The organism is Celeribacter sp. PS-C1 (assembly GCF_019429625.1).
Classification (GTDB): domain Bacteria; phylum Pseudomonadota; class Alphaproteobacteria; order Rhodobacterales; family Rhodobacteraceae; genus Celeribacter.
In genome coordinates this window covers 205,531-225,511 of the sequence record NZ_JAHXRW010000002.1, presented here as the reverse complement: position 1 = coordinate 225,511, position 19,981 = coordinate 205,531, and the positions used below count along the sequence as shown (strand labels likewise).

Genomic DNA, 19,981 nt, shown 5'->3' with positions numbered 1-19,981 from the left:
GCGCGATGCGGAGGCGCGATCAATGATGTGACGTCAGTGCGGCTCAGCCCCGCACGAGAAACACGGAAGCGTCAGTATGGGACGCAAGTTTGCCGCCATGGGACGGCCAGAAATGATCGGCGACATTGGGAACATGGGTGGCCATGACCACCAGATCAGCCCCCGCCTCTTTGACCGCCCTGGCCAGAGATTTGTCGAGATCGACCGCGGGATCGTGACTGACCACCGCACGAGTTTCGACCTCGAAGCCGTGGCGTTTGCCCTGCTCCTGCGCGAATTGCGCCAATCGTTCCGCATATTCTTTTGGATTATGCCCCAGCGAGCCAGGGGTCTCCGCCGTCACACCGACATAGGTGACAGCAGCTTTATAATGCAGTGCAAAATCCGCCGCCGCGTCCAGCGCGCGGCTCAGCTTGTCTGCATGTGCAAGGTCCACAGGGACCAGGATTTTGGTAAACATATCGTCCTTTCCGGATGATTTAGCGGGCTTGCCGGCCCGTCGAGATCCTTTCGGCAAGACGCATCGCGACTGCGACGCGGAGCGTTCTGAAATGCAGTGGCAAAAAACCACTTAGCACCCTCACGATACCGAGAGCGGCCCGGATTTGCAAACAACAGCCCCGAAAACAAAAACGCGCCCCCGACATGCGAGGGCGCGAAAGAGATTGTCTTCACTGTCTTTTTCAAGCTGGGCGTCAGGCGACACCACTCTCCACGAGCCGCTGGGCAAGCGCCATGTAGGGCGCCGCTAGGGGACTGTCGCCTGCTGCCACGGGCGTTCCGTTGTCGCCCGCCAAACGCGCCTCGATCGCAAGCGGCAACTCCGCCAAAAGCGGCACGCCGAGCTTGTCTGCCTCCTGCGCGACACCGCCATGACCGAAGATATGGTCCTCATGGCCGCAATTCGGACAAACATAAGTGGACATGTTCTCAATGAGCCCCAGCACCGGCACTTTCAGCTTTTCGAACATCGAAATGCCACGCCGCGCGTCGATCAGCGCCACGTCTTGCGGCGTTGACACGACGAGAGCGCCGGTGAGCTCGGTCTTCTGGCCCAGAGTGAGCTGAACATCGCCCGTGCCCGGCGGCATGTCGATCAGAAGGACATCCAACTCTCCCCAGGCCACCTGCCCCAGCATCTGCTGCATCGCGCCCATCAGCATCGGCCCGCGCCATACAACCGCCTCGCCATCGGGAATCATGAAGCCGATGGACATGAGCGTGACGCCGTGAGCGTGCAGCGGCTCAATGGTTTGGCCATCCGGTGAAGCCGGGCGCTTGTTCACCCCCATCATGCGCGGCTGCGACGGGCCGTAGATGTCGGCATCCAAAAGACCGACCTTGCGCCCCTGACGGGCCAGCGCCACGGCGAGGTTGGCAGACACGGTGGATTTGCCCACCCCGCCCTTGCCCGAAGCGATGGCGATGATGTGTTTGACGCCCGGCACGCCTTGCTTGCCCTGTTGCGGGGTCGGATGACGCCCAATCTTGAGACTCGGCGGTTCACTTCCGGCGGCAGGCGCCGGTTTCGGCGCCGAAGGACCATGAGCCGTCATGACGATGGAGACTTTCTCGACCCCATCGAGCGCCTCGAGCACCGCTTTCGCCTGCGATTCGACCTGCCCCCAGGCCTGAGCAGTGGCGGCATCCGGCGCTTCGATCACGAAACTGACCGCCCCCTGACGTAGCGTCAATGCACGCACAAGGTCTGCCTCCACCAGATTCGAGCCCCCGGGCAAGGCCACTTTGCGCAGCTCAGCCATGATTTGATCTTGCGTGACGGACATAGGGTCCCCCCTTTCAGTTTTTCGACGATTTCATCGGCTTTGCCCACGAAATAGGGGGTTTACTGACCTATTTCCAGCATTCAATCCAGCACACCCCCTGCCATTTCAGGCCGTTTTTGGGAGCCATGCAAAATAGGTCAGGACTACTCATGCATATTCTGCATAGCGGCAATGCCGATTGGACGGATTGTGCAATCGCAGCAATTCCACAATATTAGGTTCAACAGCAGCCAAGGCATGCACCTTCGACCGCAGCAAGCGGTTCGCTTCGAAAAGACCTCGCTAAAACGACGCGGAGTTGGACCGAAGACCGGCAGAAGCCCGAAGGGAGTAAGCGGCGGCGCATCAAGCGGACCAACGTCCGAACGCATATCTAAGGTTAGAGTCACATGGCTTACGCAAACGACATCAACAGTGCCGCAACGGCTTCCTCCGCTTCTTTCGGCGGTCTGTTCAAAGCACTCGGCGAACGCTTCGCACGTTACCGCGTCTATCGTGAAACGGTGCTTGAGCTGTCCGGCCTGAGCGACCGCGACCTCAACGATCTCGGCATGTCCCGTGCCTCGATCAACGCCGTGGCCTACGAAGCCGCTTACGGCAAATAAGAATACTCATCACGGCCTCCTCCTCCTCCCTGAGGCCCTGATACCTGCGGCGGCGCCTCTCCTCCTCCCTGGCGCTGCCGCACCAGATACCGGAATTCGGGGTCCCTCTCCTCCTCCCTGGGACCTTGAAGACCAGAGCGACGATGCTTCCTCCTCCCTTGCATCGTCGCACCAATACGGGGCCTAGCCCTAGAGATCCGATCTCTCTTCCTCCTCCCTGAGGGATCGTGACTGAAGGCGGCGGTGTCTTCCTCCTCCCTGACACCGCCGCATTTCTTTCTGATACGGACCCACTCCTCCTCCCTCGTGGTCCGATGCAAGAGCACCCGCGTCCTCTCCTCCTCCCTGGACGCGGGTGTTTTTTTGTTCAGGCATGAGGAAACGCGCTGACGATGCAACGTCGCGACCAGAGTTTATCAGTTCGAAAATCAGGGTCGGCGCGTTAGGCCGCAAGCTCCAGAATGCGCTCGAAGGCCGGCAGGCCGCGCAATCCGGGCGCACCGGGATATTTCATCGCGTCCAGATGATAGGGCTGCTGACCTTGCCGCCCCCGCTTCATGAGCATTGCAGGTTTGCGCTCCGGCAGACCGGCCAGACGATGCAGCAACGCCTGCCCTTCGCGCGGCGACAGAAGCGGCCGCGCTGGTTGTTGCGCCTTATGCCCCGCAAAGAGATCCAGAAAACTCTCGATCGACCCGGCCGCGATCCCTCCCGGCGCATAGCCAGCAACGCCCCCCAACACATCACGCGCCACTTGCCCGAGATAAAGACTTTCACAGGCGATCCCGTGACAAGAGACCAACCCGTGATCCTCAAGCAAGAGATGCACATAGGTGATCTCATCGCGTGGCCGCACCCGGACATATTTGCCATCAACAAAGGAAACCGCCGGGACCAAAAGCTGTCGCCCTGCCGGATGCATCCCCTTGGTCGGCAAATCGAGCAAGATGCGGTGTTGCTGGCTCAGGACCACTGGCTCCGGATTGTCAAAACTGCCGGGCGCAAAAATCACCGGCGCATGACGCCCCCATCCGCGCACCTGCCGCGCCGCCACCCAAAGGATCGGCTGCACCCCGTGATCTAGCGTGACCACCGTATCACCCGGCCTCAACTCCCCGACGGCGCGCGGCCCCGAGGGCGTGTCAATCGGCATCGAGGCCTCAAAACACACTGCCTGATAGGTGGTCGCGGCAGATTGATCGGTATTGTAGAACCCCGGCGATTGCCCCGCATCGAAGTTGTCCCAATACCAACTTTCGAGATCGAATTCCGGCGTCCACACGACCTGAACCAGTTCGCCATTGCTGTTGTACCCCTCGAAGACAACGGCGTAGCCTGTGTCGCCATTGACATCGATATAGTCGGAGCGCACCACGGTGGCGTTTTCAATCGTATCACCGCCCTGTCCAGCAAAAGTCAGCGTGTAGGTGTCACCTGGCGAAAAGATATAGGGGCTGTCATCTCCCGGTTGGGATTCGATGATCAACCCACTGGTCGAGGTCGGCGGATAATCGAATTGCGAGGTCCCCGGCCCCGAATTCACATTCGAACCGGTCGCGGTCGCAAACTGGCTGTCGAGGGCTTCGATTGTGATGGGCATCGGGCACATATCTCAGGATTTCAAACTGACCTGAGCCTACCCGAAACTTCTTAATTGCCCGTAAAATGCCACATAACCGACGTCAGAATGGAACGTCGCCCGCTTGATCTGCGGGCATCACAAAGCCTGCTTTGAGCTTTTTCGTGCCCGAGTGATCAAACTCCACCGTCAGGTTTTCACCCTCGATTTCCATGACTTCGCCATAGCCGAACTTCTTGTGGAACACTCGGTCGCCCAGCGTGAAAGAGGCGCTAGCTTTCAGATCGAGGGTGACAGGCGCGCGCGGCGTGCCAGCCCGCATGGTGCGCTCCTGCATCCGTTTCCAGCCCGGAGAATTGTAGACATCGGCTTTGGAGGCACGTTCGTTGAAACGCGTGGCTGAGGTCTGCGCATAATCGTCCAGCGACCGATCTCTGGCCATGCCACCGCCCATATTGCCCTGCGCACCATAAAGGCCGTTGGGCGTCAAAATATCGACATGCTCAGGCGGCAATTCATCAATGAACCGCGAGGCCAACTGCGATTGCCATTGTCCATAGACCCGACGGTTTGCTGCGAAGGAAATCGTGCAAAGCTCCTCGGCGCGGGTGATGCCGACGTAGGCCAGACGGCGCTCTTCCTCGAGGCCCTTGGTGCCGTTTTCATCCATAGAGCGCTGCGACGGGAACAACCCCTCTTCCCAGCCGGGCAGGAATACGACCGGGAACTCAAGCCCCTTGGCGCCGTGCAGTGTCATGATCGTGACCTTCTCGCCGTCTTCACCGCTGTCATTGTCCATGATCAGTGCGACGTGTTCGAGGAACCCGGCGAGGTTGTCGAATTGCTCCAGGGCCTTGACGAGTTCCTTAAGGTTCTCAAGCCGCCCCGGCGCCTCCGGCGTCTTGTCGTTCTGCCACATGGTGGTGTAGCCGCTCTCGTCGAGAATTTTCTCCGCCAATTCGATATGGCCGATCTCGGCGGGGTCATAAGCGACGTCTTCCACCAGTGCGTCTTCGTCCTCGACGCCATAGCGAATCTGTTGGACGTTGAGCGACGACCACCGCGCGATGTCAGCGACCAGTTGCGCGACACCCGACTTGGCCTTGCCCTTCAAAAGCCCCTCTTCCACGGCAATCCCCGCCGCCTCCAAAAGCGGCACGCCATGGCGGCGGGCGCACATTTGGATCTCTTGCAGCGCCTTGTCGCCCACCCCGCGTTTCGGTGTGTTGATGATGCGTTCAAAGGCCAGATCGTCCTCCGGCTGGGTGACGATGCGGAAATAGGCCATGGCATCGCGGATCTCCATCCGCTCGTAAAATCGAGGCCCGCCGATCACGCGATACGGCAGTCCGATGGAGAGGAACCGATCCTCGAAAGCGCGCATTTGATGCGAGGCGCGGACCAGTATGGCCATGTCATCGAGGGAGTACTTGCGCAGGCGCGACCGTGTGCCGCCATGCAGCGCCTCGATCTCTTCGCCGACCCAACGCGCCTCTTCCTCGCCATCCCAATGGCCGATGAGACGCACCAATTCGCCCTCGGTCTCCGAGGTCCAAAGCTCCTTGCCGAGACGATCCCGGTTGCCCGCAATCACCGACGAGGCGGCGGCGAGGATGTGGGGCGTGGAGCGGTAATTCTGTTCAAGGCGCACGACTTTGGCGCCGGGAAAATCCTTTTCGAACCGCAGGATGTTGCCCACTTCAGCGCCGCGCCAGCCGTAGATCGACTGGTCATCATCGCCAACGCAACAGATGTTCTTATGCCCGCCGGCCAAGAGCCTGAGCCAGAGATATTGCGCGACGTTCGTGTCCTGATACTCGTCCACGAGGATGTATTTGAACCAGCGCTGATACTGCTCCAAGAGGTCCGGGTGTTTCTGAAAAATCACCACCATATGCAGCAGAAGATCACCGAAATCGACGGCGTTCAGCGTTGTCAGGCGCTCTTGATATTGTGCATAAAGTTTGACGCCCATACCATTGAATTCACTGCCTTCTCCGCCAGACACGGCAGAGGGTGTGAGGGCGCGATTCTTCCAATTGTCGATCATGCCGGAGAGCTGGCGCGCGGGCCAGCGCTTCTCATCAATGCCCGCCGCTGAGATCAGCTGTTTGAGCAATCGGATCGAGTCATCCGTGTCCAGAATGGTGAAGTTCGACTTGAGCCCGACAAGCTCGGCGTGGCGACGCAAAAGCTTGACGCAGACCGAGTGGAAGGTGCCGAGCCAGGGCATGCCCTCAAGCTCCATCCCCATCAGCCCGGCGACACGGCTCTTCATCTCCCGCGCGGCCTTGTTGGTGAAGGTCACGGCGAGGATTTCGCGCGGCTGCGCGCGGCCAGTGTTCAAGAGATGCGCGATACGGGCCGTCAGCGCCTTGGTCTTCCCCGTCCCCGCCCCCGCGAGCATCAGGACAGGCCCATCGAGGGTCTCCACCGCCTCGCGCTGCGCGTCGTTCAGCGTGTCGAGATACGACGTGTCGGGCGCGCCAAAGGCGGCCTCGCGCGCGCCTTGCATCGCGAGCTGGGAGAGGGAAGGACGTTGGGGCTGTACCGCCGCCTCGAAGGCGTCGTCTTCATTGAAACTGCTCATGAGGGCAGGATACATAAGAGCCGCGCCGAGGAAAAGTGCGTTCTTCTATTGTTCTCACACGCATTGCGCAGAAAAATGCCAAATCAAGGTTTCTCAGAAGGCTCAGAGACAGCCTCAACCAGCCCCGACACATAGCGCGCGAAGAGCCGCGAGAAGTCGGAGATGTCGTCACCCGACCAGCCCGCGAAGACCTGCGCCATGATGCGCCATTTCGACAGGGTGAATTCGCCCAAAAGGGTTTTCGATTTCGGCGTCATGACCAGAACCGATTTGCGCGCGTCTTCCTGCACTGCTTGTCGAGCCAGATAGCCGCGCGAGACCAGTTCGGAGACGATGCGCGAGGCACGCGACGGATCGACGGCCATGACCTCGGCCACCATGCCGATGGTCGGCGGCTCTGGGCGGTCGCGCCCGAGACCAGCGGAGATTTGCGCGACGGACAAGAGCCCCTGCAACAGCGCGGGTTCCAGCGCCTCGGACATGCCCGCGATCACCTTGCCCTTGAATTCGCCCTTTTCCGCCATGCGCCGCCATTGAAACAGCGACAGGTCGAGATCGAGAAGCGCCATGACGGCGGGATCGGAAAAACCTTCCCCACTCAAGAACTCTGGCACACCGGCGTGCACGCGCGGGTCAGCAGGGCGTTTTGCCGGGGCATCGTCAGGGTGGGGCATCGTATCTGGAGCGTGATCTTGGGTCATGGCGATGGGGTCGCATGAATGTGTGCCAATGTCAATTATGTGACAGTAACATTTATGTGCCGTTGACACATATATGTATTTAGCGCTATCTGTCCGCCAAAACGCCCAGCCCGAGGCGCGCCCGACGTACCGGAGTACGGACGGGCAAAAAGGAGTTCTTATGACACAAACGCACACATCCCCCCGGCCCGATGAGGCCACATCCGAACGCCCCAAAGAGCATACCTCCGTCGGGCTGGTGATCGGCTCCGTCGCCGTCCTCATGTTGTTGGCCGCGCTCGATCAGACCATCGTCTCCACGGCACTGCCGACCATCGTCGCCGATCTCGGCGGTTTGGAGCATCTGTCTTGGGTGGTCACCGCCTATATCCTCGCCTCCACCGTTGTCGCGCCGCTTTATGGCAAGCTCGGCGACCTTTACGGGCGGCGAAATGTGGTGATCTTTTCCGTGACACTGTTCCTGTCCGGCTCTGTTCTGTGTGGTCTGGCGAACTCAATGGGCTTTCTCATCGCCGCCCGCGCGCTTCAGGGCCTCGGCGGTGGCGGCCTATTCGTTCTGGCGCTATCGATCATCGGTGACGTGATCCCGCCCAAGGAACGGGGCCGCATCCAAGGCGTCTTTGCTGGCGTCTTCGGCGTCTCCTCTGTCGCTGGGCCTCTTTTGGGCGGCTGGTTCGTCGACACCCTGTCTTGGCACTGGATTTTCTACATCAACCTGCCCTTCGGCGCGCTGGCTCTCGCAGGCTTTGTCTTTGGCTTCAAGCCTTTGGGTTGTCGGGTGCAGCACAAGGTCGATTACGCAGGCGCCCTGGCACTCACACTGTCGCTCTCGTCCATCGTGCTGTTGACCGCTCTGGGCGGCAAGGAATTCGGCCTCACTTCCCCCATTGGCCTGTCGCTGATGGCGCTGTTTCTCATCTCAACCCTTGGCTTCATCGCAATCGAGCAAAAGGCGTCGGAGCCGATCCTCCCGATCAGCCTGTTCAAGATGAATGTCTTCACCATCACCTCGGCGATCTCTTTTGTCTCCGGTGCGCTGATGTTCGGGGCGCTGACCTTTATCCCCGTGTTCCTGCAAATGGCGAAGGGCGCGAGTGCCACGCAATCGGGATTGCAGCTGATCCCGATGACCTTTGGCATTCTCACCGCCTCGACCATCTCAGGCCAATATATGAGCCGCACCGGGCGCTATCGCCTCCTGCCGGTGATCGGACTCAGCATCGCCGTGGTGGCGCTAGTCTCGCTGACGCGGTTGTCGCCGGAGATGCACTCCTGGTCGCTCTGGCTGTCGCTGGCGGGGCTTGGCATGGGCATGGGCTGTATCTTCCCGGTGGTGACCACCGCCGTGCAAAACGCCGTGCCGCGTGAACAGATTGGCACCGCCACCGCTGCGGGGCTGATGTTCCGCCAGGTCGGCGGATCCATCGCCGTCGCGCTATTCGGTGCGCTTTTTGCCAGCCGCATGGCGACCATGATGGCCGAGGCGAATGTCGAAGCCACGGTCGATGGCCCCGCAGGCGGCCTCGCAAATGTCGCAGAGCTTGGTCCGCAGATATTGGCGCAGCTGCCGGAGGCCACCCGCGATCTGATCGGCCAGACGATTTCCGCGGCCCTTCATCCGATCTACTGGATCGCCGCCGCCCTCGCATTGGTCGGGTTGATCATGGCGGTGTTCTTGCGGGAAATCCCGCTTCGGTCGCGGGAAGGCTGACGAGCCAGACGCATGATTCCTCTCGAAATGCTTTGCAAAGGCCCGATCCTCACAGGTCGGGCCTTTGCTAATCCCCCATTTTTTTCTGCAAAAATTGCAAACCCGGCCATTTCCCGCCCCTCGCACATCAAAAATCGCGGCTAGGCGTCGCAAATCTTCTGCCATGCTCAAATCCGGCAGGGTAAGGGGATTTACTGCAGTGCAGAAATCACTAACCTGATGTGAAAAACAGCAAGAGGGGAAGCTTGCCATGGCCGATTTCAAAAAAGTGCTCATCGCGAACCGGGGAGAAATTGCGATCCGCGTGATGCGTGCTGCGAATGAAATGGGGAAACGCACCGTCGCCATTTACGCCGAAGAGGACAAGCTCTCTTTGCACCGCTTCAAAGCGGACGAAGCCTATAAGATCGGCGAAGGCATGGGGCCCGTCGCGGCCTATCTGTCGATCGAAGAGATCATTCGCGTCGCCAAACTCTCGGGCGCCGATGCGATCCACCCGGGCTACGGCCTTTTGTCCGAGAACCCCGATTTCGTCGACGCCTGCACCGCGGCCGGCATCACCTTTATCGGCCCGAAGGCCAAGACCATGCGCCAGCTGGGTGACAAGGCCTCGGCGCGCAAAGTGGCGATTGAGGCCGACGTGCCGGTGATCCCGGCCACAGAGGTCTTGGGGGACGACTTCGACGCGATCCGCAAGGAAGCCACCGAGATCGGCTTTCCGCTGATGCTCAAGGCCTCTTGGGGCGGCGGCGGGCGCGGCATGCGTCCGATCAACAATGTCGAAGAGCTTGAAGAAAAGGTCAAAGAAGGCCGCCGCGAAGCCGAAGCCGCCTTTGGCAATGGCGAGGGCTACCTCGAGAAGATGATCATCAAGGCGCGTCACGTCGAGGTGCAAATCCTTGGTGACCAGCATGGCAACATCTACCACCTCTACGAACGCGATTGCTCGGTGCAGCGCCGCAACCAGAAAGTCGTGGAACGCGCCCCTGCCCCCTTCCTCTCACCCGCGCAGCGCGAAGAGCTCTGCACGCTCGGCAAGCGCATCTGTGAGCATGTGAATTACGAATGCGCCGGCACCGTCGAATTCCTGATGGATATGGAAAGCGGCAAATTCTATTTCATTGAGGTAAACCCCCGCGTGCAGGTGGAGCACACCGTCACCGAGGAGGTCACCGGCATCGACATCGTGCGCGCTCAGATCCTGATCGCCGAAGGCAAGAGCCTGACCGAGGCCACCGGAGTGGCCAGCCAATATGACGTGAAACTCGACGGCCATGCGCTTCAAACCCGTGTGACGACCGAGGACCCGACGAACAACTTCATTCCCGACTATGGCCGCATCACCACCTATCGTTCGGCGACCGGCATGGGCATCCGTCTCGATGGTGGCACCGCCTATTCGGGCGCGGTGATTACGCGCTACTATGACAGCTTGCTGACGAAAGTGACCGCTTGGGCCCGCACGCCCGAGGCCGCGATTGCACGGATGGACCGGGCGCTGCGCGAATTCCGCATCCGCGGCGTTCAAACCAACATCGCCTTTGTCGAAAACCTGCTGAAACACCCGACCTTCCTGTCGAATGAATACACCACGAAGTTCATCGACACGACGCCGGAGCTGTTCGATTTCAAACCGCGCCGCGACCGTGCGACGAAAATCCTGACCTATTTGGCCGACATCACGGTGAACGGCCACCCGGAGACAATCGGACGCGCGAAACCCGCCGCCGATGCGCGCAAACCTGTGGTGCCGAAGCTCAAGGTGGAAACCGCACCCGCTGGCACGCGCCAGTTGCTTGAGAACGAAGGCGCGCAGGCGGTGGCCGATTGGATGCTGGCACAGAAACAGCTTTTGATCACCGACACCACGATGCGCGACGGTCACCAGTCCCTGCTTGCGACGCGCATGCGGTCCATCGACATGATCAACGCGGCGCCGGCCTATGCGGCCAACCTGTCGAGCCTGTTCTCGGTGGAATGCTGGGGTGGCGCGACCTTTGACGTGGCTTACCGCTTCTTGCAGGAATGCCCGTGGCAGCGACTGCGCGACATTCGCGAGCGCATGCCCAACATCATGACGCAGATGCTTCTGCGCGCCTCGAACGGCGTCGGCTACACCAACTACCCGGACAACGTGGTGCAGGAATTCGTGCGTCAGGCCGCCGAGACCGGTGTCGATGTGTTCCGTGTCTTCGACAGCCTCAACTGGGTCGAGAACATGCGCGTTGCGATGGACGCGGTGATCGAGAGCGGCAAGGTCTGTGAAGGCACGATCTGCTACACTGGTGACCTGTTCGATCCGGCACGCTCGAAATACGACCTGAAGTACTACGTCAAAATGGGTCAGGACCTGAAAGCCGCCGGCGCGCATGTGCTTGGGCTCAAGGACATGGCGGGCCTGTTGAAACCTGCGCAGGCGCGTCAGTTGGTCAAGGCGCTGAAAGAAGAGGTCGGCTTGCCGATCCACTTCCACACCCATGACACCTCTGGCGCCGCTGCCGCCACCATCCTCGCCGCCGCTGACGCGGGCGTGGATGCGGTGGATGCGGCAATGGACGCTTTCTCTGGCGGCACGTCTCAGGCGTGCTTGGGCTCCATTGTTGAGGCCACGCGTTTCACCGAGCGCGATACCGGCCTCGACATCGCGGCGATCCGCGAGATGTCGAACTACTGGGAAGCCGTGCGCGGTCAGTACAAAGCCTTCGAGAGCGGCCTCGCGGCCCCTGCTTCCGAGGTTTACCTGCACGAGATGCCCGGCGGTCAGTTCACCAACCTCAAGGCGCAGGCCCGCTCTCTGGGCCTCGAAGAGCGCTGGCATGAGGTGGCGCAGTCTTATGCCGATGTGAACATGATGTTCGGCGACATCGTAAAAGTGACGCCCTCCTCGAAAGTGGTCGGCGACATGGCTCTGATGATGGTCTCCCAAGGCCTCACCCGCGATCAGGTCGAGGACCCGAAACACGATGTGGCCTTCCCGGACAGCGTTGTCGATATGATGCGCGGCAACCTCGGCCAGCCGCCGGGAGGTTTCCCCGATGCGATCATCAAAAAGGTGCTGGGCAAGGAAAAACCCAACACCGAACGCCCCGGCAAACACCTGCCGCCCGCTGATTTTGCGGCGCTGCGCGCTGAGCTTGCTGAGAAATTCCCGGATGAAGAGTTCGACGACGAGGATTTCAACGGCTACCTGATGTATCCGAAGGTCTTCACCGATTACGTCACCCGCCACGAGCAATACGGGCCGGTGCGCACACTTCCGACCCGGAACTTCTTCTACGGGATGGAAACCGGTGAGGAAATCTCTGCATCGATCGATCCGGGTGTGACGCTTGAAATCCGCTGTCAGGCGGTGTCGGAGCCCAACGAGATGGGCGAGGTCAAAGTCTTCTTCGAGCTGAACGGTCAGCCGCGCACCGTGCGCGTCAAAGACCGCTCCGCCGCCTCTTCGGTGGTGGCGAACGCCAAGGCCGAGCTGGGCAATCCAAAACACGTCGGTGCGCCGATGCCGGGCGTCGTCGCCACGGTCGCCGTGGTCGCGGGCCAGTCGGTTAAAAAGGGCGATGTGCTTTTGACCATTGAGGCGATGAAGATGGAAACTTCGATCACCGCCGATCAAGACGGCACGATCAAAGCGGCACACGTCACCCCCGGCGCTCAGATCGACGCCAAGGATTTGCTGGTCGAATTCGAATAACCCAAACTGAGAAAGGCGCCCCACCCGGGCGCCTTTCGACTTAAGGCCGATGCCCGTAGCTGTGCTGCCCCCGACACAGATCGCGCGCCCTCCATGCATCGGAACACGATGCACACTCTGTACGGTTCAGCGTGCACGATCACTTTGGAGGTTTTCTTAGGACCCGTTAGCGGGGCGCCCGGCGACGCCCTTTTTCACTGGTGTTACCCAAAAGACTCATCACCAGCGCTACCCGGAACACCACTCACAAATTCTTGATGACTGATCTGCGAGCAAAGATTAACGTAACGTTAATCAACATGGGGATGGTGATACAATGACTCTCAAACTTAAATCCAATGCACTTCTGATCGCAGCTGGCCTGCTCTCGGCTCAAACGGCTTTTGCTGGCTCCTTGGCACCGGCCATCGAGGACTCCGCCGTCGAAGTCGTGACGCCCAGCGCGGTCGACTGGTCCGGTTTCTATGCCGGCGCAACGGCAGGCTATCTGTCCGGATCTTCGCTGTTCTGCCAAGAGGGCGCATCCGAAACCTGCGAAGGAAATCCACAGGACTTTGACCTGCCCGAGCCGGAGCCCGAGGGAAATGTCTTCGGTCTGACTGGCGGCTACAACTGGCAAAACGGGCCTCTGGTATACGGTGTGGAGGCAGATATTTCGAAAGCGAACGCGGATGGCTCCGCTCCTGATTCCTCGGGGTATGGCTGTGGCGGCAACTGTCAGACCGACATTCTAGCCATAGCAACGCTTCGGGGACGCGTCGGCTACGCGTTGGACAAATGGCTTCCCTACGCCACCGCAGGCGTCGGCGCGATGCAGGTCGAGGTCGGTTTCCCGGATTACGACCCGGCAACGTTGAACAAAGACATCATCGTCACCCCGGTGATTGGTCTAGGTGTGGAATATATGGCATCAGAGAAAATTTCTCTCAAACTCGAAGCCCTGCATTTCTTTGAGAAAGAGGAACTTGTCCCGGCCGACAACGACCCCTGTGGCGCACCCTGCGGCCCGACCGATATCGAGGCCAGCGTTCTGCGTTTCGGCGTGAACTATCACTTCTGAGCCGTCACTCAGGTCTTTGAGAGGGGCGCCTTCTGGCGCCCTTTTTCATGCTTTGCGTGTGAGTGCCAAAGAGGTCAGCCCGCCAAACACCAGCGCCCAAAGCGGCGCACCAATGCCAAAGAAGCTGATCCCCGACACTGTGGTCATAAAGGTCACAAGCCCCGCCTCACGCTGCGCCGGATCCTTGAGCGCGCCTGTAAGGCTCGCCGCGATGGTGTTCAAAAGCGCCAGCCCCGCAACCGTCACCACCAGAGCTTTTGGCGCGATCACGAAGAGACTGATCACCGCAGCACCCAAAAGTCCGACGATGGAATAGAGCACAGCCGCGACGACGACCGCCTTGTAGCGAGTCGCAGGATTTTCGTCGGCCTCTGGCCCCGCACAGATCGCCGCCGTGATCGCGGCAAGGTTAAAGGCGTAGCCTCCGAAGGGCGCGAGGATCAGCGAGGTGAGGCCCGTGACGGTGATCGCAGAGGAGACGGGCGGCTCATATCCCGCAGCCTTGAGGGTGACGACACCGGGGACGTTTTGAGAGGTCATGGTGACAATATAAAGCGGCAGACCGATGCCGATCAGCGTGGCAAGAGTGAATTCGGGCATGACAAAGACTGGCTTAGCGATCTCGAAATTCACATGCTGGGTGGTGTCAAAGGCGCCTGTGAGGGCGCAAAACACGATACCGACGAGCAGGACCATGGGGATTGAGAAGCGGGCAAAGAACCGACGCCCGGCCAGATAGGTCGCACACATCAGAGCCACGAGGACGAGATTGTCCTCCATCGAGGTGAAAATCTCCAAGCCGAAGCGAAACAGAATCCCCGCCAGCATCGCATTTCCCAGCGCGTCAGGGATCAGATGCGACAGCTTCTCGAACCAGCCGGTGAGGCCGGTGAGGGTCAAAAGCACGGCACAGAAGACAAAGGCCCCGATTGCCTGCCCCATCGGCACGCCGTCGAGACTGATGACCAAAAGCGCCGCGCCGGGTGTCGACCAAGCGGTGAGGATCGGCATTTTGTAGCGCAGCGACAGGATGAGCCCGCTGAGCCCCATACCGAGGCCCAGCGCCAGCATCCAACTGTTCGCCTGCGCCTGTGTCGCGCCCAGGACGTCGATGGCCTGAAAGATGATCGCAACGCTGCTGGTGTAGCCCAGAAGAACGGCGACGGCGCCCGCAACGAGATGGGAGAGTTTCAGACCGAACATTATGGGGCCTCTCTGAAAGGAAAGATTTGAACCGGTCGAAATGTGCGCTATAACGGCCATGACCGCTATAACGCACGGGCGCTATAGCGCACAAGAGTGGAATTGAGGACAGGTGATGCAAACCGAGACGGCGCAGATGCCCAAGATCGCCCTCAAGGCTATTCGCACCGAGGCCGGTCTAAGTCTGGCCCAAGCTGCCGAGATCACTGGCGTCAGCAAAGCCATGCTGGGCCAGATCGAACGCGGTGAATCCTCCCCCACCTTGGTGACGCTTTGGAAGCTGGCGAAGGGCTTTCACCTGCCGCTGACCGCCTTTCTCGAGGGGGCTGCGACAACACCCCCGGCGGTCAACTTCCCCGAAAGCATCCGCTTTCGCACGCTCTTTGCCTTTGATGCCACATTGGGCTCAGAGAGCTTCCTGATCACACTCTCCCCCGGTCAAACCCATATCTCGCATCCCCATGACGCGGGCGTGGTCGAGGATATTTTCGTCACCGAAGGCTCACTTGAACTGCAACTGGGCGACACACAGAACAGCACATGGACGCGCTATAGCGCGGGTGCCGCGGTGCGTTTTGCGGCAGATCAGCCGCACAGCTACCGCAATCCGACCGATACGCCGACTCGGTTCCACAACACGATGCATTATCCGCGCGTCTGAAGCGTGTCAGGCATCCCGACGCGGCGTCAGGTCGCATCGGATCAAATGCGCATGGTGTGTGCGGCATCAAACAATGATTTTTGAATATGTTTCTTTTAGAACCGGTGCGCGATCCGCACGCCTTCCCCAACAAAAGACTCACATCATGACCCTGACATTGACTGCCTTTTACGCGGGCCTTGCTGGCCTCCTATACCTTTACCTCTCGATCTATGTGATCAAACAACGCCTTCACATCGGCCAAGGCCTCGGCGACGGCGGCGACGACACACTCAACCGCCGGATTCGCGCGCATGGCAATTTCAACGAATACGCGCCGCTGACCCTCGTGCTGATCGCGGGGTTCGAGGCCCAAGGCGCGCCAACGCTCTTGGTGCACCTCGCCGGAATCACGCTGATCGTCTCACGCGGGCTGCACGCCTACGGCATGCAGGGCGGCGACAAAGAATGGGGCCGTAAATATGGCATCCTCTCCACTTTCGCTTTGCTGCTGGTCCTGTCTCTCGCCGATATCGGCATGGCGCTCTTTTAAACTTAGGGGAGGAGCACCCCCTCCCCCTCACCTTTGGCGTCAGCTTTTGGCCTCTGGCCAGCGCCTTCGAAGAAAAAATTGCGACAAATCCATTTTTCCTCTTGCAGCCCGGAGCGGGATTTCATATCTCACGCCTCACCCAAGGAAGCGGGCGTAGCTCAGGGGTAGAGCATAACCTTGCCAAGGTTAGGGTCGGGCGTTCGAATCGCCTCGCCCGCTCCAAATATCCTCCCGGTCACGCGAGACATCGCATGGCCATCCCCAAGGAGGATTTAGGGTTGAGACGGCACACCCAGCCGCCTCACGTAACCGAGCCGACGCACAGGCTGGACGCGAGCGGGCGTAGCTCAGGGGTAGAGCATAACCTTGCCAAGGTTAGGGTCGGGCGTTCGAATCGCCTCGCCCGCTCCAATTTCTCTCAGGAAATGTTCTGAATGACTTGTTTCCGCCGCATCATGCGGCCGAAACCAGTCGTTGCCCCCGGGATCGCACAAACTGCGCAGCCCCTATTGGTCAGAACGTTTCGAGACAAAGACAGGACCTGTCTCTCCAAAAGACGCAACACGTCTGTCCGCAAAGGATGGCTCCTGCGCAATCTGCTCCACATCAGCCCTCGCACGCGCTTCGGACTCGACCTGGGCGCAATCCGTCAGAAAATCGCACCCGATACAGACCTCCTTCGTCTTGCGTGCCAATTCATAGCAATTCTTGCCGCTCTCAGTGATGAAGGCCTCGGCAATTGCGACCATATCATCTGCGGGCGTCTCACTTCCCATCACATAGCGCAGCGTCGAGAGGCGAGAGAATAGCGTTTCGGCATGAAAACTCTTGTCCATCGCGGACCCGCTTGGACCAGCCACGAGGATCGAAGTGATCTCCGGCTGATGGAATTCCGCAGTCAACGCAACGGCGAGGCCGCTGCCCCCATCCACGAGCAGATCGAAAATCAGCAGTTCAAAGCGCAGGTCCCGCAGGTAAGTCATCGCTACCTCAGCTTTGAAGGCGCGATGCACCTCATGCCCGCGCGCCGCGAAAGCCTCAGTCCAACGCGCGACGGCCTTCCGATCATCATGGAACATGAGCATCCGCAAGGCCGATCTCCTCTTCAGGGTATGGTAAACAGAGTCTCAAAAAATCCTTAACAAAGCCTAAACGCGCCTCTGAAAGCTCCAAGCCTGCTTGATTTTCGCGCACGCCGCGCCTTCCAACCCTGCAATTTTGTTAATAACTTTTCGCATTACCTTGACCACGCGCTTGACCCTCGGGCACCCATGCAGAAAACTGCGCCGCATAACGATGCCCCGCATTTTAAACACCAACAGTTTCACCACTTTAGAGAACAGGTTTCCCCAGAATGGCCATCAAAACCGTTATGTCGCCGAATGCGGCACAGCTCTATCCTATTCGCGTCAAGGAGGTACTGACCACGATCGGCGCGATGGTCGAGGCGGAGACACGGGTCCTTGTGGCGGAAACAGCCACAGGCAAGCGCATCGGCATCAAAGCGGGCGAAACCGGGCGCGTGATCCAGATCCCGCCGGTCGATACCATTCTCGAACGACGCCAGATGCTTTTGGTAATTGAGACCTTCGAGGACGCAAAGGCCACCGCGAGCGCCGCAGGCGCGGCTTCAGGTGCGGACGCGGCCTCCGGTTCGAAAGCCGATGAAGGCGCAGCCAAACCGAAAGCAAAGGCAAACCCGAAGCCCAAACCTCAGCAGCAGGCAGAGCCGCAGACCGAGCCGGAAACGAAGCAAAAGCGGAAACGCAAAAAGACCGCACCGGCCACAGACGCAGCCCCCCAAACAACCTCAAAGACAAACGGCTGGACCATGAAGGACCGCTTCCTCGCGCTGAGCATGATCGGCATGATCGCCACCGGCGCCTATGTCTGGATCGCGGATTTCGACCCTAGAGGCCGCAATTTCCCTGCCTCCTCCGATCTGGCCTGGCTCAACACGCCCGAACGGCGCGCCGAGACCGCCATCACCTTCACCCCCTTCGAGGGTGTCCGCTTCACCAGCCTCGACACCACAGGGCACGGCAATGTGTTCTTCGCAGGGATCGATGACGAGAACCATGGCTTTGTCACCCGTTTTGACACCACCGCCAACAGCTACAGCACGCCTGCGCGCACGGAGACCACGGTCAAAAGTGCCCATGTGCTGATGGATGCGATGGGGAGCGGCGTATCATACGCTGCTTTCGCCGCCGTTGAGGAGATGGGCCTTTTTCCCTATGTCTACTACGTCAATAAAGACGGTGAAATGAAGGACCGTGTCGACATCAATGAGGACCGATTCATCCTCGCCACAGCCCGCTCAGGCGCCGCCGTCGCATGGCTCGCGTCGGGCGAAATGACATATTTCGGCACCACGGAAGAGAAAGAAGTCGTGATGTTCGACGGGATTTCCGGGTATTGGAGCGGCTACACGTTTGACGACACCCCCGAGGGCCAGCCGAGGCGCGAGCTTTCGACCCTCTCGCTGCGCCTCGACCCCGACTGGAGCCTGACTATGATGGCCGGAGGGATGCAGGACGGCGGCGGCACGATCACGGATCCCGTCAGCCACTGGGTCAAAGAGACCTATGACCGCGCAGACGGCGGCTATGACTACCGTGAGGGCTGGACGGAATGGCGTGACGCGCTATCACTCATGGATGACGCCTCGGCGGAAGACTACGATCAGGCAGACCGAGAGAAACGCGGCATGATCACCTCCGCCTTCGCACTTGGCGAGGACGACACCCATCTGGTGGCGGGCTCTCTGGCGGGCCTCAAGGGCCAGCGTCAGACCGACGGCAGCTATTCCGGCGATGCCTTTTACACCTGGACCCGCGGCAGGGCAGACGACAGTCAGCAACGCGAACGCACGGTCTTTCTGGCACGCGACGACATCGACGCCTCTGATGGTGCCCAAGTCACGGAGGCCGTCCTGACCACAGGCGACCGCTTTGCGCTTTTGATCCGGAACTGGGGCAACTCCAGCCGCTATAGCGCCATCGCCTTTGTCGATTCGGAAGGGCTGCCCTACGCCCATGTCACCTTCGACGGTGTGGAAATTAGCGACATCGTCTTTGCCGATGACGAAAAGCTCCATGTGGCCGGCACGAAACGCAACACATCAGGGGCGCTCTATCCCGTCTATTACAACTTCCTGCCGTGAGGCTGCGTGATATGGGGCGCGACTGCTTTCTCGACAAATCCCCGCCCCCGCGCCTATAAGGGCGCAGCACCCAGAACCAAGAGGCCTCCATGCGCAAGGCGAGCATCACCCGCGTGACCGCGGAAACCGAGATCACGGTCGAGATCAACCTCGACGGGACCGGCAAATACGACAACCAGACGGGCGTGGGCTTTTTCGACCACATGCTCGACCAACTGTCGCGCCATTCCCTCATCGACATGACGATCCGCGCCAAGGGGGATTATCACATCGACGACCACCACACGGTCGAGGACACCGGCATCGCCATCGGTCAGGCTCTGGTCAAGGCGGTGGGCGACAAGAAAGGCATCTACCGCTACGGCCACTTCGCACTCGCCATGGACGACACGCAGGTGGCCTGCGCGCTCGATCTCTCGGCGCGGCCGTTTCTCGTGTGGAATGTCGACTTCCCGACCGACAAGATCGGCGCGTTTGACACTGAGTTGGTGCGCGAATTCTTTCAGGCGCTTTCGACGCACGGCGGCATCACGCTGCACATCGACAAGGTGCATGGGATAAATTCCCACCACATCGCCGAGGCCGCGTTCAAATCCGTCGCCCGCGCGCTGCGTATGGCGCTTGAGATCGACCCGCGCATGGCCGACAGCCTGCCGTCGACCAAGGGCGCGCTTTAAAGGCTTTGAAGAGAG

The 19,981-nt window shown here is 60.0% G+C and carries 15 protein-coding genes and 2 tRNA genes; 10 read left to right on the top strand and 7 right to left on the bottom strand.

Annotated elements, in window-relative coordinates:
* Positions 1–43: 43 nt before the first annotated feature.
* Both J5Y17_RS03715 and J5Y17_RS03710 read right to left on the bottom strand, forming a co-directional pair.
* Complete coding sequence (locus tag J5Y17_RS03715) at positions 44–460, bottom strand: universal stress protein (RefSeq protein ID WP_219783857.1); 417 nt, start codon at positions 458–460, stop codon at positions 44–46.
* A 235-nt stretch (positions 461–695) separates the two neighbouring features.
* The gene (locus J5Y17_RS03710) at positions 696–1,787 is read right to left on the bottom strand and encodes an Mrp/NBP35 family ATP-binding protein (RefSeq protein ID WP_219783856.1); all 1,092 of its coding nucleotides are present in this window, start codon (positions 1,785–1,787) and stop codon (positions 696–698) included.
* Positions 1,788–2,176: 389 nt separating this feature from the next.
* On the opposite strand from J5Y17_RS03710, the gene J5Y17_RS03705 reads away from it, so the two are divergent.
* Entirely contained in the window at positions 2,177–2,392 is a 216-nt protein-coding gene (locus tag J5Y17_RS03705; RefSeq protein ID WP_219783855.1) for a DUF1127 domain-containing protein, read from the top strand.
* A 442-nt stretch (positions 2,393–2,834) separates the two neighbouring features.
* Here the strand turns inward: J5Y17_RS03705 and J5Y17_RS03700 are convergent, their stop codons facing one another.
* The 3 genes from J5Y17_RS03700 to J5Y17_RS03690 form a co-directional block, all read right to left on the bottom strand.
* Positions 2,835–3,992 (bottom strand): Hint domain-containing protein, encoded by a 1,158-nt coding sequence (locus J5Y17_RS03700; RefSeq protein WP_219783854.1) that lies wholly within the window; start codon positions 3,990–3,992, stop codon positions 2,835–2,837.
* Between the two features lie 82 nt (positions 3,993–4,074).
* Positions 4,075–6,561, bottom strand: a complete 2,487-nt coding sequence (locus J5Y17_RS03695; protein ID WP_219783853.1) for an ATP-dependent helicase — start codon at positions 6,559–6,561, stop codon at positions 4,075–4,077.
* Between the two features lie 83 nt (positions 6,562–6,644).
* Positions 6,645–7,262: a MarR family winged helix-turn-helix transcriptional regulator gene (locus J5Y17_RS03690; protein WP_219783852.1), complete on the bottom strand. Its 618-nt coding sequence runs from the start codon at positions 7,260–7,262 to the stop codon at positions 6,645–6,647.
* Between the two features lie 160 nt (positions 7,263–7,422).
* Here J5Y17_RS03690 and J5Y17_RS03685 point away from each other — a divergent pair, with 160 nt between their 5' ends.
* From J5Y17_RS03685 to J5Y17_RS03675, 3 genes are all read left to right on the top strand, one after another.
* The gene (locus tag J5Y17_RS03685; protein ID WP_219783851.1) at positions 7,423–8,973 is read left to right on the top strand and encodes an MDR family MFS transporter; all 1,551 of its coding nucleotides are present in this window, start codon (positions 7,423–7,425) and stop codon (positions 8,971–8,973) included.
* A gap of 250 nt (positions 8,974–9,223) precedes the next feature.
* On the top strand, positions 9,224–12,667 hold the full coding sequence (locus tag J5Y17_RS03680) for a pyruvate carboxylase (RefSeq protein ID WP_219783850.1): 3,444 nt from the start codon (positions 9,224–9,226) through the stop codon (positions 12,665–12,667).
* A 316-nt stretch (positions 12,668–12,983) separates the two neighbouring features.
* On the top strand, positions 12,984–13,727 hold the full coding sequence (locus J5Y17_RS03675) for an outer membrane protein (protein WP_219783849.1): 744 nt from the start codon (positions 12,984–12,986) through the stop codon (positions 13,725–13,727).
* A gap of 45 nt (positions 13,728–13,772) precedes the next feature.
* Here J5Y17_RS03675 and J5Y17_RS03670 read toward each other — a convergent pair whose 3' ends face one another.
* Positions 13,773–14,933, bottom strand: a complete 1,161-nt coding sequence (locus J5Y17_RS03670) for a benzoate/H(+) symporter BenE family transporter (protein WP_219784088.1) — start codon at positions 14,931–14,933, stop codon at positions 13,773–13,775.
* 112 nt (positions 14,934–15,045) lie between these two features.
* Between J5Y17_RS03670 and J5Y17_RS03665 the strand changes: the two genes are divergently transcribed.
* The 4 genes from J5Y17_RS03665 (at position 15,046) to J5Y17_RS03650 (ending at position 16,534) form a co-directional block, all read left to right on the top strand.
* On the top strand, positions 15,046–15,591 hold the full coding sequence (locus J5Y17_RS03665) for a helix-turn-helix domain-containing protein (protein WP_255571838.1): 546 nt from the start codon (positions 15,046–15,048) through the stop codon (positions 15,589–15,591).
* Positions 15,592–15,736: 145 nt separating this feature from the next.
* The gene (locus tag J5Y17_RS03660) at positions 15,737–16,123 is read left to right on the top strand and encodes an MAPEG family protein (RefSeq protein ID WP_219783848.1); all 387 of its coding nucleotides are present in this window, start codon (positions 15,737–15,739) and stop codon (positions 16,121–16,123) included.
* A gap of 147 nt (positions 16,124–16,270) precedes the next feature.
* A tRNA-Gly gene (locus J5Y17_RS03655) sits at positions 16,271–16,345 on the top strand.
* A gap of 114 nt (positions 16,346–16,459) precedes the next feature.
* Positions 16,460–16,534: transfer RNA gene (locus J5Y17_RS03650), tRNA-Gly, on the top strand.
* A 95-nt stretch (positions 16,535–16,629) separates the two neighbouring features.
* On the opposite strand, the gene J5Y17_RS03645 is transcribed toward J5Y17_RS03650, so the two are convergent.
* Positions 16,630–17,214, bottom strand: coding sequence for a hypothetical protein (locus J5Y17_RS03645; protein ID WP_219783847.1), 585 nt, complete (start codon positions 17,212–17,214; stop codon positions 16,630–16,632).
* A gap of 263 nt (positions 17,215–17,477) precedes the next feature.
* On the opposite strand from J5Y17_RS03645, the gene J5Y17_RS03640 reads away from it, so the two are divergent.
* Together J5Y17_RS03640 and hisB are read left to right on the top strand one after the other, a co-directional pair.
* Positions 17,478–19,289 carry a hypothetical protein gene (locus J5Y17_RS03640; protein WP_219783846.1) on the top strand — a complete coding sequence of 604 codons (1,812 nt, stop codon included), beginning with the start codon at positions 17,478–17,480 and terminating at the stop codon, positions 19,287–19,289.
* Between the two features lie 89 nt (positions 19,290–19,378).
* Positions 19,379–19,966, top strand: coding sequence for an imidazoleglycerol-phosphate dehydratase HisB (hisB, locus tag J5Y17_RS03635; RefSeq protein WP_219783845.1), 588 nt, complete (start codon positions 19,379–19,381; stop codon positions 19,964–19,966).
* The last annotated feature ends 15 nt before the right edge of the window (positions 19,967–19,981 follow it).

What these genes read in the sequence shown, in the direction of transcription:
- J5Y17_RS03715 (WP_219783857.1), bottom strand. Translation starts at nt 460, where the DNA reads ATGTTTACCAAAATCCTGGTCCCTGTGGACCTTGCACATGCAGACAAG.
- J5Y17_RS03710 (WP_219783856.1), bottom strand. Translation starts at nt 1,787, where the DNA reads ATGTCCGTCACGCAAGATCAAATCATGGCTGAGCTGCGCAAAGTGGCC.
- J5Y17_RS03705 (WP_219783855.1), top strand. Translation starts at nt 2,177, where the DNA reads ATGGCTTACGCAAACGACATCAACAGTGCCGCAACGGCTTCCTCCGCT.
- J5Y17_RS03700 (WP_219783854.1), bottom strand. Translation starts at nt 3,992, where the DNA reads ATGCCCATCACAATCGAAGCCCTCGACAGCCAGTTTGCGACCGCGACC.
- J5Y17_RS03695 (WP_219783853.1), bottom strand. Translation starts at nt 6,561, where the DNA reads ATGAGCAGTTTCAATGAAGACGACGCCTTCGAGGCGGCGGTACAGCCC.
- J5Y17_RS03690 (WP_219783852.1), bottom strand. Translation starts at nt 7,262, where the DNA reads ATGACCCAAGATCACGCTCCAGATACGATGCCCCACCCTGACGATGCC.
- J5Y17_RS03685 (WP_219783851.1), top strand. Translation starts at nt 7,423, where the DNA reads ATGACACAAACGCACACATCCCCCCGGCCCGATGAGGCCACATCCGAA.
- J5Y17_RS03680 (WP_219783850.1), top strand. Translation starts at nt 9,224, where the DNA reads ATGGCCGATTTCAAAAAAGTGCTCATCGCGAACCGGGGAGAAATTGCG.
- J5Y17_RS03675 (WP_219783849.1), top strand. Translation starts at nt 12,984, where the DNA reads ATGACTCTCAAACTTAAATCCAATGCACTTCTGATCGCAGCTGGCCTG.
- J5Y17_RS03665 (WP_255571838.1), top strand. Translation starts at nt 15,046, where the DNA reads ATGCAAACCGAGACGGCGCAGATGCCCAAGATCGCCCTCAAGGCTATT.
- J5Y17_RS03660 (WP_219783848.1), top strand. Translation starts at nt 15,737, where the DNA reads ATGACCCTGACATTGACTGCCTTTTACGCGGGCCTTGCTGGCCTCCTA.
- J5Y17_RS03640 (WP_219783846.1), top strand. Translation starts at nt 17,478, where the DNA reads ATGGCCATCAAAACCGTTATGTCGCCGAATGCGGCACAGCTCTATCCT.
- hisB (WP_219783845.1), top strand. Translation starts at nt 19,379, where the DNA reads ATGCGCAAGGCGAGCATCACCCGCGTGACCGCGGAAACCGAGATCACG.